This window comes from Pseudomonas sp. MEJ086 (assembly GCF_030209025.1).
Classification (GTDB): domain Bacteria; phylum Pseudomonadota; class Gammaproteobacteria; order Pseudomonadales; family Pseudomonadaceae; genus Aquipseudomonas; species Aquipseudomonas fulva_A.
On sequence record NZ_JARVSV010000026.1, the window covers coordinates 1 to 12,231 of the forward strand.

General features: G+C 63.9%; 13 protein-coding genes. 5 read left to right on the forward strand and 8 right to left on the reverse strand.

The window, feature by feature from the left end; translation table 11 throughout:
* Positions 1-185: 185 nt before the first annotated feature.
* On the reverse strand, positions 186-2,642 hold the full coding sequence (locus QRN22_RS17010; protein WP_042555672.1) for a glycogen/starch/alpha-glucan phosphorylase: 2,457 nt from the start codon (positions 2,640-2,642) through the stop codon (positions 186-188).
* A 19-nt stretch (positions 2,643-2,661) separates the two neighbouring features.
* Entirely contained in the window at positions 2,662-3,060 is a 399-nt protein-coding gene (locus QRN22_RS17015) for a DUF2513 domain-containing protein (protein ID WP_052493848.1), read from the reverse strand.
* A gap of 222 nt (positions 3,061-3,282) precedes the next feature.
* Between QRN22_RS17015 and QRN22_RS17020 the strand changes: the two genes are divergently transcribed.
* Together QRN22_RS17020 and QRN22_RS17025 are read left to right on the forward strand one after the other, a co-directional pair.
* Positions 3,283-3,660 carry a Rho termination factor N-terminal domain-containing protein gene (locus QRN22_RS17020; protein ID WP_042555671.1) on the forward strand — a complete coding sequence of 126 codons (378 nt, stop codon included), beginning with the start codon at positions 3,283-3,285 and terminating at the stop codon, positions 3,658-3,660.
* Positions 3,661-3,688: 28 nt separating this feature from the next.
* Positions 3,689-3,955 (forward strand): YgaP family membrane protein, encoded by a 267-nt coding sequence (locus QRN22_RS17025; protein ID WP_042555670.1) that lies wholly within the window; start codon positions 3,689-3,691, stop codon positions 3,953-3,955.
* Between the two features lie 49 nt (positions 3,956-4,004).
* Here the strand turns inward: QRN22_RS17025 and QRN22_RS17030 are convergent, their stop codons facing one another.
* Positions 4,005-4,394 (reverse strand): hypothetical protein, encoded by a 390-nt coding sequence (locus QRN22_RS17030; RefSeq protein ID WP_042555669.1) that lies wholly within the window; start codon positions 4,392-4,394, stop codon positions 4,005-4,007.
* A gap of 195 nt (positions 4,395-4,589) precedes the next feature.
* Here QRN22_RS17030 and QRN22_RS17035 point away from each other — a divergent pair, with 195 nt between their 5' ends.
* The gene (locus tag QRN22_RS17035; protein WP_042555668.1) at positions 4,590-5,039 is read left to right on the forward strand and encodes a MarR family winged helix-turn-helix transcriptional regulator; all 450 of its coding nucleotides are present in this window, start codon (positions 4,590-4,592) and stop codon (positions 5,037-5,039) included.
* Positions 5,040-5,241: 202 nt separating this feature from the next.
* On the forward strand, positions 5,242-5,670 hold the full coding sequence (locus tag QRN22_RS17040; RefSeq protein WP_042555667.1) for an organic hydroperoxide resistance protein: 429 nt from the start codon (positions 5,242-5,244) through the stop codon (positions 5,668-5,670).
* 62 nt (positions 5,671-5,732) lie between these two features.
* On the opposite strand, the gene QRN22_RS17045 is transcribed toward QRN22_RS17040, so the two are convergent.
* Together QRN22_RS17045 and QRN22_RS17050 are read right to left on the reverse strand one after the other, a co-directional pair.
* Positions 5,733-6,002 (reverse strand): putative quinol monooxygenase, encoded by a 270-nt coding sequence (locus QRN22_RS17045; RefSeq protein ID WP_042555666.1) that lies wholly within the window; start codon positions 6,000-6,002, stop codon positions 5,733-5,735.
* Between the two features lie 99 nt (positions 6,003-6,101).
* Positions 6,102-6,839, reverse strand: a complete 738-nt coding sequence (locus QRN22_RS17050; protein WP_042555665.1) for an SDR family oxidoreductase — start codon at positions 6,837-6,839, stop codon at positions 6,102-6,104.
* Between the two features lie 278 nt (positions 6,840-7,117).
* Between QRN22_RS17050 and QRN22_RS17055 the strand changes: the two genes are divergently transcribed.
* Complete coding sequence (locus QRN22_RS17055) at positions 7,118-8,029, forward strand: AraC family transcriptional regulator (protein ID WP_082045876.1); 912 nt, start codon at positions 7,118-7,120, stop codon at positions 8,027-8,029.
* 80 nt (positions 8,030-8,109) lie between these two features.
* Here QRN22_RS17055 and QRN22_RS17060 read toward each other — a convergent pair whose 3' ends face one another.
* The 3 genes from QRN22_RS17060 to QRN22_RS17070 all read right to left on the reverse strand — a co-directional run bounded on the left by QRN22_RS17060 (position 8,110) and on the right by QRN22_RS17070 (position 12,193).
* Positions 8,110-10,599, reverse strand: coding sequence for a TonB-dependent siderophore receptor (locus tag QRN22_RS17060; RefSeq protein ID WP_042555663.1), 2,490 nt, complete (start codon positions 10,597-10,599; stop codon positions 8,110-8,112).
* A gap of 136 nt (positions 10,600-10,735) precedes the next feature.
* Positions 10,736-11,683: a FecR domain-containing protein gene (locus tag QRN22_RS17065; RefSeq protein WP_042555662.1), complete on the reverse strand. Its 948-nt coding sequence runs from the start codon at positions 11,681-11,683 to the stop codon at positions 10,736-10,738.
* A 3-nt stretch (positions 11,684-11,686) separates the two neighbouring features.
* A complete protein-coding gene (locus tag QRN22_RS17070) occupies positions 11,687-12,193 on the reverse strand; it encodes a sigma-70 family RNA polymerase sigma factor (RefSeq protein ID WP_156152771.1) in 507 nt (168 codons plus the stop codon).
* Positions 12,194-12,231: the final 38 nt, after the last annotated feature.

Genomic DNA, 12,231 nt, shown 5'->3' on the forward strand with positions numbered 1-12,231 from the left:
TACGCAAACAGCGCTGCCACCCACTCCGTAGGAGCCCGCTTGCGGGCGATGCGATGGGCGGCTTACCGCAACAACGCGTCAGGACCACCATTCGCCGCGCGGTCGCGCGGCGTTCTTTCTTCAGGCAAAAGAAAGCGCCCGTCTCGTGACCGATGACGGGCGCTGGTTCATTGCATGCGCAGCGCTCAGTCGCCGATGCCGCCTACTTTCCAGATGTCCTTGGCATACTCGCGGATGGTGCGGTCGGAGGAGAACCAGCCGGTGCGTGCGGTGTTGAGCACCGCCGCCTGCCACCAGCGGTCCGGGGTGCGCCAGAGCATGTCGACCTTGCGCTGCGCATCCCAGTAGGCCTGGAAATCGGCGCACACCAGGAAGCGGTCGTGAGCCAGCAGGCCATCGATCAGGCCGACATAGCGACCGGGATCGTCCGGCGAGAACACCCCGGAGCGAATCGCTTCCAGGGCGCCGGCCAGGCGCTCGGAGGCGGCCACTTCGGCGCTCATGTTCAGGTCACGACGCGAACGCGCCGCCACCTGCTGAGCGGTCATGCCGAAGATGAACATGTTCTCGCGACCGATCTGCTCGGACATCTCCACATTGGCGCCGTCCAGGGTACCGATGGTCAGTGCGCCGTTGAGGGCGAACTTCATGTTGCTGGTACCGGACGCTTCCAGCCCCGCCGTGGAAATCTGTTCGGACAGGTCGGCTGCCGGGATGATCACCTCGGCCAGGCTGACGTTGTAGTTGGGGATGAACACCACCTTGAGCAAGCCGCGCAGGGTCGGATCGACGTTGATGGTGCGGCTTATGTCGTTGGCCAACTTGATGATCAGCTTGGCCTGGTGGTAGCTGGCCGCGGCCTTGCCGGCGAAGATCTTCACCCGTGGCGCCCAGTCGGTGGCCGGGTCGTTGCGCATCGCCTGGTACAGCGCCACGGTGTGCAGCAGGTTGAGCAGTTGCCGCTTGTATTCGTGGATGCGTTTGACCTGCACGTCGAAGATCGCCTGGGTGTCCAGGCTGATGCCCATGCGCTCGCGAACCAACTCGGCGAGCTCGCGTTTGGCGTGCTGGCGCTGAGCGGCGAACTGCTTGCGGAACGATGCCTTGGCCGCGAACGGCTCGAGCTTGCGCAGGGTGGCTTCCGGGTTATCGAGCAGTTCATCACCCACCGCGCCGACCAGCAGCTCGGTCAGTTGCGGGTTGGACTGATACAGCCAGCGGCGGAAGGTCACGCCGTTGGTCTTGTTGTTGATGCGCTCGGGGTACAGGCGATGGAAGTCGCTGAATACGCTTTTGCGCATCAGATTGGTGTGCAGTGACGACACCCCGTTGATGCTGTGCGAGCCCAGGAATGCCAGGTTGCCCATGCGCACGCGACGACCGTTGTCTTCGTCGATCAACGAGATGGAGCGCAGCAGCTCGAAGTCATGGATCTCCTTGGCCCGCAGCGAATCGATGTGATACGCATTGATCAGGTAGATGATCTGCATGTGCCGCGGCAGCAGGCGCTCCATCAGCGATACCGGCCAGGACTCCAGCGCTTCGGGCAGCAGGGTGTGGTTGGTATAGGACAGCGTGGCGACGGTCAGCTTCCAGGCCTCGAACCATTCCAGGCGATACACGTCGACGAGCAGGCGCATCAGCTCGGCGACGGCAATCGCCGGGTGGGTGTCGTTGAGCTGGATGGCGACGCGGTCGGGCAACGAGTGAATGTCGAGGTTCAGCTCCAGATGCCGGGCGATCAGATCCTGCAGCGAGGCGGACACGAAGAAGAATTCCTGACGCAGGCGCAACTCCTGCCCTGCCTCGGTGCTGTCCGCGGGGTAGAGAACCCGGGAGATGCTCTCGGCCTTGACCACATCGGCTACCGCGCCGAAATGGTCACCGGCGTTGAAGCGTTCCAGCTTGAGGTCTTCCTCGGCGCGGGCCCGCCACAGGCGCAGGGTGTTGACGCTGGAATGGCGCCAGCCGACCACGGGGGTGTCATAGGCGATGGCGCGAATCTGTTCGTTGGGCAGCCATTCGTGGCGAGGCACTTCGCCGGAGCCGGCGAGGTTGGCAACGCTGCCGCCGAAACCGATGCGGTAGCTCACTTCCGGGCGCTCGAACTCCCAGGGGTTGCCGAAGTCCAGCCAGGTTTCGGTGTGCTCCTGCTGCCAGCCATCGACCACCACCTGGCGAAACAGGCCGTGCTCGTAGCGAATGCCGTAACCATGGGCGGCGATGTTCAGCGACGCCATGCTTTCCATGAAGCACGCGGCCAGGCGGCCAAGGCCACCGTTGCCCAGGGCCGCATCGGGCTCCATGTCGCGGATCTGCTCGAAATCCACACCCAGTTGCGAGAGCGCCTCGCGAGCGGTGTCGAGCAGGCCGAGATTGCTGAGGTTGTCGACCAGCAGACGGCCGATCAGGAACTCCAGCGAGAGGTAATAGACCCGCTTCTGGTCCTGGCGGTCGACCTGCAACGAGGCGTCTTCCCAGTGATCGACCAAGTGATCACGGGCTGCCAGCGCAACGGCCTCGAACCAGTCGTGGTCGAAAGCATTGCCCGGGTCCTTGCCGACCGCATACCTGAGCTTGGCCAGGATCAGTTGTTTGAAAGTTTCGACGTGGTCTGTTGCTTTCGCTGCTTCCTCGGCCATCACAGGTTCACTCCCTGAATCAGTTATAGACGTGACCGTTGTGGCCCTCATCGGCACCGCGGTTGGCGGCGAACAACATGGAGTCGGCGGTTGGTGCGTTCTTCAGGCCTTCGTAGGTGATGCCACCGGCGCGTGCCTGCAGGAAGGCTTTCTTGGCTTCCCACAGCGCTTCTTCGCGAATGCCGTCGAGCAGGTCGTGGCCGGTCAGGGTCAGGCCATTGGCGATGGCGACTGGCGCACCGTTCCACGGGTGATGCTGGGAACACTCGATGAGATTGGCCTGGCACATCAGATGAATATGATAGCTGACGGCTTCAGCGGAGTGCTGGCCGACGTCCTGCGGGTAGAAATGATGCCCGGTCTCCAGTGCCTCGATCTGCAGCAGCAGCTCACGGATCAGTTCCCAATCTCGTTTCATCGTCGATCTCCTCATGAATTTGTCGGTGGCTGGTCAGGCGCATTCCAGAGCCCTGCCCCAAAGTCCTTAGCAATGAGTACCCCACGTGCGACAGAGTTCAATCCATAGATGCATTTGCCGACGACCATTCATCCGTCGTCATGAACTCGCCTCGCGCGCCGCGTTTCACAACGCTACTGGCCGCGCGCCGGTCTCTGCTCCATCAAGCGCGAGGAGACGCCCATGCCAAGCGGAAGCAAAGACAAGTACACCGTAGCCCAGAAACGCAAAGCTGCAGCGATCGAAGCCACTTATGAGCAACGCGGCGTGCCCACGGACGAAGCCCGCGCTCGAGCCTGGGCGACCGTGAACAAGCAATCCGGTGGTGGTGAACGCCTTGGCGGATCCGGGCGTGGCACCAGCTCCCGGGCCAAAGCCAGGGCACGCCAGGACTCGGCTCAACGCGCTGCGGCCACGCGCCGCGGCGAGGTGCACCCTGATCGGCCGCTGGAAAGCCAGAGCAAGCAGGAACTGCTGCATCTGGCCCGCGCCCGACAGATAAGCGGCCGCTCGACCATGCGCAAGGCGCAGCTGATCAGCGCCCTGAAGAAAGCCTCTTGATACGCGACCCCCTCGAACGGAGTAGCACATGACCGAACACACCAAGCACGATAGCGCGATCAACCTGGCGCCCATGGAACGGGTGATTTCCATTGCCGGTGGGGTGATGCTGATACGCAAGGGGCTCGCCGTACGCGGCGTCTTCGGCCTGGCGGACATCGCTGCCGGCGCGCTGGGCCTGTTTCGCGGAGTGACCGGTATCTGCCCGGCGAAGCGGCGCATGGCCGCCTCAAGAAAGCCGGCAGACACGGTGAAGCGTCTACCCGCGCCGCAGCGCCTGCTGGGTCAGGGTTGATCTAACGGACGTGCCAGCGGGTGTGTCCGCGTCGAGCTGCGCAGGGCCATCAGCGGTAGGAACAGATCATCGCCAGGAACTGGTTTTCCGTGCTGGTGCCGTGGGGTGCGGCTTCGTCCCAGAGCAGCAGTTCGCCGTTGTAGTAGGCGAAATACAGGGCGCCCGGCTGCTCGTCGCGGCTGGCGAAGCCGCACACCGCCAGATCATCGCCAGCACGGCTGGCAGCGGTACCGAACAGGGAGTCGAAGCTGATGCCACGCGGGTCGATCGCCGTGAACAGGCTGGCCTTGGCCGCCTCGGTGTCGGCATCGGACGGGGTCACCATGACACGCGTCGGGTTGATCTTGCCCGTGACGGGTACTTGCGGCGCCGGTGGCTTGGTGTGGCTGCAACCCGCCAGTATCAGCGCCGCGGCGAGGCCGGCCATCAAGGTTTTCATGCGTTTCACTCCCGTGAAATTCAATCGGGCTGCCCAGCACGCATGCCCCATGTTGCAGGACGCTGGTCAGCGACGCGGCATTGTATGACGGATACAGGGCAGCTCGTCTGCGCTGGGTCACGCAAACAACTGGTATAGGTGCTGCGGGCGCGATAAATTGCGCCAACCGCCCTGCCCCCTCATTCCGGAGCTTTCATGACCACCGACGACACCTGCGCTGATCTGCTGCTCGACAACCAGGTGTGCTTCGCCCTGCATTCGACCTCCCTGGCGATGACCAAGGTCTACAAGCCGCTGCTCAAAAAGCTCGGGCTGACCTACCCGCAGTACCTGGCCATGCTGGTGCTGTGGGAACGTGACGGCATCACCGTGGGCGAGATCAGCGCTCGCCTGCTGACCGACCCGGGGTCGCTCACGCCATTGCTCAAGCGTCTGGAGGCCGAGGGTCTGATCACCCGCACGCGCAGCAGCAGCGACGAGCGCGTGGTGCACCTGCAGCTCACCGACAAGGGCCGTGCCCTGCACGCCGAGGCTCGGCAGATTCCCGGCTGCATCCTCAACGCCAGTGCCCAGACCGCCAAACGCCTGACAAGCCTCACCGCCGAACTCACGGCACTGCGCAAGCAGTTGCAGGAAAGCCTCTGATAGCAACGGCTCGATTGCCGCCACAGGCCTACACTAAGGCTCGCCTGCTCGGCCACGAACCGAGGCTTTCGAGCCCGATACGGCAAGCCGTGAAAAATATCTTGCGCACTAACTAAATCAGGAATAGAGTCCACCCCAAGCAAATAGCTTGCGCACAACTCTTTACCACGCAAAATACAACCCACGAACAGAGGATTCCAACATGTCTATCGAAACCGTTGCCTACCGCGCCTACGCTGAAGCCACTGGCGGTCGTGAAGGCCGTGCCATTTCCTCCGACGGCGTACTCGATGTCGCTCTCACCACACCGAAGGAGCTGGGCGGCGCTGGCGGCCAGGGCACCAACCCGGAGCAGCTGTTCGCGGCTGGCTACTCGGCCTGCTTCCTGGGTGCGATCAAGTTCGTGGGTGCCCGTGACAAGCACAAGGTCTCGCCGGACAGCTGGATCGAAGGGATTGTCGGCATCGGCGCAGTGCCTACCGGTTTCGCCATTGAGGTGGAACTGAAGATCACCCTGCCGGGCCTGGACCGTGAAGAAGCCCAGGCGCTGATCGACAAGGCGCACATCGTGTGCCCTTACTCGAATGCCACCCAGGGCAACATCGACGTCACTCTGACGCTGGTCGAGTGATCGCCCGCTGACGGCATGCCGCTCGACGACAACGCCCCGGATCATTCCGGGGCGTTGTCGTTTCAGGCGGCACGGCTCTGCAAGTGCTGGATCGCCCCGCTGCGCCAGGCGCTGTCCAGCACCTCCTGCAGCAAGGGCGTGCGAAAGTAGCGATCCAGATCGGCTGAAGAGCGCCAGCTGCTGCGCAGTTGCCAGCGTTGCCGGTCCTGCTGCAGTTCGAAAGCAACGCAGCCCTCCAGGCCACGCAGCGGTTCCAGCAGGTCTCGCAGGTAGCCGCCCAACTCTTCGCAGCGGCCAGGTGGAGCATCGAGCACGGTGATGTGGGTCTGCATGAATGTGTCCTCACGAATGAATCAGGGGGCGGCGCCGAACACTGGCGCCGCCCCTTCCAGGACGCCACTGAAAACCGGGGTGGTTTTTAGCGGTAACCTTCAGTGGATGCTTGCCGTGGGGCGCACCACCAGTTCGCTGACGTCGACGTCCGCTGGCTGCTCGATGGCATACGCCACGGCGCGGGCGATGGCGTCGGGGCGGATGGCGATCTTGCGGAACTCGCGCATGGCCTCACGGGCGCCCTCGTCGGAAATGCTCTCGGCCAGCTCGGACTCGACCACGCCGGGGGAGACCAGGGTGACGCGGATGTCGCCACCCACCTCCTGGCGCAGACCATCGCTGATCGCCCGAACCGCATATTTGGTGGCGCAATACACCGCAGCGGTTGGCGATACGCGATAGGCACCGATGGATGCCACGTTGATGATCTGCCCGCTACGCTGCCCCTGCATCAACGGCAGCACGGCGGCGATGCCGTGCAGCACACCGCGAATATTGACGTCGATCATGCGGTTCCACTCGTCGAGCTTGAGCGCCTCGATCATCGACAGCGGCATTACCCCGGCATTGTTGATCAGCACGTCGACGCGACCGTATTCGGTCAGCGCGGCATCCACGAAGGCCTGGACGTCAGCGGCGTCGGTGACGTCGAGGCGGCGGGCAATGGCCTGGCCACCAGCCGCGCCGATCTCTTCGACCAGTTGCTGCAAGCGCTCGACACGGCGTGCGCCGAGCACCACCCGAGCGCCCTTCTCTGCCAGCAGACGGGCGCAGCCTTCGCCGATTCCGCTGCTGGCGCCAGTGATCAGTACGACTTTTTCTTGGATATTGGACATGACGAGATCCTCTGGTGAGTGCGGCTCACTGCGCCGCGATAGGTCCAGAGATTAAGGATCAGGGCGATTTGGCGTTAGTCGATTACTGGAACATTCTTGCCTGATTCTGCTTGATGCGGTTTTGGTTTCATCGCGTCTCGCCCATGAGTGCTGGCGCCCCTACAGGACATTGCCTATTCCTCTCTTATGCTTGCCCATTCCTGTGGAGTGCGACTGCCGCGCAGGACGTCTGGGCAAATCCCGGATAATCTGCGCCCAGACTCAGGAGTGACCCCATGATGCAACCCGATCAGCTCGATGAACTGGCCGCCCGGCAACTCGAACTTGCCAGTCTGATCAAGCGCAAGACGCCCTCGGAAGGCATGCACGATACCCTCATCGAGGGTTTGAGCCTCGCCTACACGGCAGCGCCCAGCCTGCCGATGCCGACGCTCTACCGACCCTGCCTGTGCATCATCGCCCAGGGCCGCAAGGAGATCCGTCTCGGTGCGGAACAGTACTTCTACGACCCGCTGAACTACCTGGTGGCCTCGGTAACCCTGCCGGTCACCGGTCAGGTCGTCGAGGCGACGCCGGAAGTGCCGTACCTGAGCCTGAAACTGGACATCGACCCGGCGATGATCAGCAGCCTGCTCGCCGAAGCCGGCCCCATCGGCCTGCCCAACCCCGGCGCCAACCGTGCCCTGTTCGTCGACCGCCTGGATCCGTCGATGCTCGACGCGGTGATCCGCCTGCTGCGCCTGCTCGATACCCCGCGCGATGCCGCCATGCTGGCGCCGCTGGCGCTGCGCGAGATCTTCTATCGCCTGCTGCGCAGCCCCCAGGGTCAACGCCTGCGCGAACTGGTGATGGCGGACAGCCAGAGCCATCGCATCGCCCGGGCGATCGAATGGATCAACCAGCATTACGACAAACCGCTGCGCATCGAAGAGCTGGCCCGTGAAGTCAACCTCAGCGCCTCGACCCTGCACCACCGTTTCAAGGCAGTCACAGCCCTGAGCCCGCTGCAGTACCAGAAGCAGCTGCGCCTGCAGGAAGCGCGCAGGCTGATGTTCAGCGAAGGCCTGGAAGCGGCGTCGGCCAGCTTCCGCGTCGGCTATGAAAGCCCGTCCCAGTTCAGCCGTGAATACAGCCGCCTGTTCGGCGCGCCCCCCCTGCGCGACATGCACAGGCTGCGCAACGCGGGCTGATCGCAGGCCCTAAAAGCGCGTCACCGATCGGGGTCGGTGACGCGCTTTTTTTACATCTGCCGCCAAGAACCCTCGCCCCCCTAGAACCTTTGCGTAAGGGTTGCGGTAACACTGCGCTCCTCACCCAGGTAGCAGGCCGCTGCCGAATAGCAGGAGGCCACGTAGTACTCATCGGTGAGGTTGTTGGCGGTGAGTCGCAGCGAGGTTCCGCGTAGCCCGACCTGGGTCAGGTCATAGCCGACGGATGCATCGAACAGGGTGTAGGACGGCACCTCGAAGTCGTTCAGCTCGCTGCCCTTGCTCTTGCCCACGTAACGCGCACCCGCGCCAACCGTCACGCCGGCGAGCGCCCCGGCGGTGAAGCTGTAGTCCGCCCACAGCGTGGCCATCCGCTCGGGGGTCTGCGGTGGGTTGTTGCCGTTGGCATCCACCACGCCCGTGCCGCTGTTGACGAAATAGGACTTGCTGTAGGAGACGTCCGCGTAGGTGTAGCTGGCCATCAGTTGCAGGTTGTCGATGGGCCGGAAACGCGCCTCGAGTTCGACGCCTTTGGACTCGATCCCGCCCACGCCCTTGTAGAAGCTGTCGGTGATCAGGCTGTTTTCCTTGGCGTAGAGGTTTTCCATTTCCAGATTGAAGAACGACAGGGTGTAGAGGTCGTCGGTGCCGGGCGGCTGGAACTTGATACCGGCCTCCCACTGCTCGCCGGTGGTGGGGTCGAGAATCTGCGCACCGCTGGAGTAGTTGGACGTCGGGTTGAACGAGGTCGAATAGCTGACGTAGGGCGACACGCCATTGTCGAAGGCATAGAGCACACCGGCATGGCCGCTGAGTTTCTCGCCCTGGCTGTCGTTCTGGCCGGCGATTTCGTCGTCGATGGAAACGTCGTACCAGTCCTGACGCAGGCCGACGGACAGGTTCCAGTTGTCGATCTCGACCAGATCCTGCAGGTACAGACCGGTCTGCTTCTGGCGCCGCAGCGCATCGCTCACCGGGGTGATGGCGGTCAGGCCATTGGTGTAGTAGACCGGGTCGAACACGTCGATGGGCGTGACCGAGCCCGGCGGCTGCAGTATCGAGTTGTCACGCTGGCTGGCGATCTTGTTCTTCGAGTACTGATAATCCAGCCCCAGCACCACGGTGTGCTGGGCGGCACCGGTGGCGAACTCGGCCTGCAGCATGTTATCGACGATCCAGGCGTGCAAACGCTCCTGGCCACCACTGTAACCACGGTACAGTTCGTTGCTGGTATCGCTCAGGTAACCCGAGCCCCAGATCTGGCTGTTCGCTACCCGCGCATCCAGGTATCGAAAATTCTGCCGGGTGCTCCAGGTGTCGTTGAAACGATGCTCCAGCTCGTAACCGACCATCTGCTGGGTGCGGGTGAACTCCTCGACGGCAGGATCGCCCTCGAAGAAGCTGCTGGAGATGCGCTGACCATTGCGTTTGTGCAGAGTACCGGAGGCCGGCAGGCTGCCGTGGTAGCCACCGTTGGGGTCGTCCTGCAGGTAGGCATAGAGGGTCATGAAGGTGTCTTCACTGAGGTTCAGCGCCAGGCTGGGCATCAGTGCATAGCGGGTTTCAGTGACGTGGTCGGCCTGGGAGTCGGCATCCCTGGCCAGCCCGACGACGCGATAGGCGATGTTCTCGTTCAACGGCCCGGTGACGTCGAAACCCAGCGACTTGCGGTTGTTGTTGCCGTAGGAAACATCCACCCGCCCAGCCTGGGTGAACTCGGGCCGCTTGGTGCTGATGGCCGCCAGGCCGCCTGGGTTGCTGCGGCCGTAGAGCACGGAGGATGGCCCCTTGAGCACGTCGATACGCTCGATGAAGTACGGGTCGATCTGCAGGCTGCTGTAGGAGCCAGGATCACCCATGGACTTCAGGCCATCGATGATGATGTTGTCCACCGCGCCGTCGTTGATCCCGCGAATCGCCAAATAGTCGTAGCGGTGCGTGTTGCCATAGGGGTTGGTGAGCACGCCCGGGGTGTAGCGCATCGCATCGGCAGCGCTGGCGGCGCCCTGCTTCTCGATCTGCTCGCGGGTGACCACCGAAACGCTCTGCGAGGTTTTCAGCAACTCCTTGCTGGTCTTGGTCGACACGCTGCTGTGGGTGGCGTTGTAGCCGTCCATGCTGCCCAGCGCATTGCCGAGGGCAAAGGCACGGATGGCGGTGCTCTCCAGCTCGACGGAACCTGCGTCGGCCTGGCGGGCGGCCTGCAGCGAGTAGCCGCCATTACCGTCCGCCGTGGCCTGCAGGCCACTGCCCTGCAGCAGGCGGGAGAAGCCCTCGTCGATGCCGAACTCGCCCTGCAGTCCCGGGCTCTGCTTGCCTTCGGTAAGGCGTGCATCCACCGACAGCAGGACACCCGTCTCGGCCGCGAAACGGCTCAGCGCCGCCGACAGCGGGCCGGCGGGAATCTGATAGTTGCGCGCGCTCTGCTGGTAGCTATCAGCCTCGACGACCTGAGCATGACCAAGCAGCGGCGACAAGGCCGCCAGCGTCAGCGTGGCAAGGCGAATTGACCGCCGCAGAGCGCTCGGCGAAAAACGGGGATTCGAGTACATGGGACTTCCTCATTGCAGGGGCCGCGCATGACACGCAAGGGCCGGATGCACTGAAGCCAAGCGAAAATGAAAAAGGGGAACCGCTGATTTGAATTTTTTTGCCAATAACGCGAAAACGGCGCATTGCCCGAAATCTTCAACCCTGTAGCGGCTCGAGCGTCACCCACCACGGCAGGCGGCGGTTGACCCGTATCGGCAGGCTGCCCTGCAACGCATCGAGAATGCGCTGCGTGTCGCCCAGCGGATAGGCGCCGACCAGCCGCAGGTCGGCAACCCGCGGGTCACAGGCGAGATAGCCAGGTACGTGCTCGGCGAGTTCTTCGATGAAGTCGCCCAACCGGCGGTTATCGGCCAGCAGTACACCCCGGCTCCAGGCCTCGCGGGCACGCTCCACCGGCTCCCCCGCGGCAATGCCATCAGGGCCGATACGCGCTTGATTGCCTGCCTGCAGGACCAGCGGCGCACCGCCGCTGCCAGGCTCGATGCGCACCGCCCCATCGAAGACGCTGAGCAGGGTGAAGCCATGGCCCTCGCGCACGCCGAAGCGGGTACCCAGCGCCTGCAGGCGCCCGTGCACGGCCTGCACCAGCAGCGGACGCGGATCCTCGGCGGTCTCGATCAGCACCTCGCCCTGAAACAGGCGTAACAGGCGGGTCGACGCACTGTAGTCGACATCCACCGCAGTGCGGCTGCTCAGCCACAGGTGGGTACCATCGGCCAGGCGCGTGGCGCGGATCTCCCCGGTAGCGGTTCGCTCACTGGCGACCCAGGCGCGCCACGGACGCCCCTGCCCCGCCACCGTCAGCATGCCCGCCGCCCCCAGCAACGCGAACAGGCCGAGCACCTGACGGCGACTTCGACCCGTGCTGCGCAGCGCCTGGCCGGCAGCCTGACGGCGGGTATCGGTGGGCAGCCGGGTGAACTGGCCGCTGATCGCTTCGACCCGCTGCCAGGCCGCCGCATGCTCGGGCCGCGCTGCCAGCCACTGCCGCCAGGCCTGTTGTTGATGGTCGCTGACGGGTGGGTCGGCCAGCACCGCGAACCACTCGGCGGCTTCCTGCAGGGTATGGTGATCGGCGTTCATCGCTCAGCTCTCCACCAGCAACAGGCACTGCAGCATGGCCTGGGCCATGTACTTCTTCACCATGCGCTCGGACACCTGCAGGCGCAGGGCGATGGCGGCGTAGGTCAGGCCGTCCAGTTGCGAGAGCAGAAAAGCCTCGCGCACCTTGCCCGGCAGGCGCAGAAGCATGGCGTCGATGGCCAGCAGGGTTTCGATGATCAGTTCGGCCGCTTCCGGCGAGGGCGCATGCTGTTCCGGCTGCAACGCCAGGGCTTCGAGGTAGGCACGCTCGATCGCCTGGCGCCGCCAGTGATTGACCAGCAGCGAGTGGGCGATGGTCGACAGATAGGCCCGCGGCTCACGCAACGCCGGCAGCTCGCGCTCCTTGCTGAGCACGCGCAGGAAGGTATCTTGCGCCAGATCCGCGGCATTCTCGGCGCAGCCCAGCCGCCTGCGCAGCCAGCCGTTCAACCAGCTGCTGTGCTCGCGATACAACTGTTGCAGGGACTGCTGAGAGGAAACAAGCGACATCGAGCACACCATCACCGCACCTGGACGAGGCATGAATG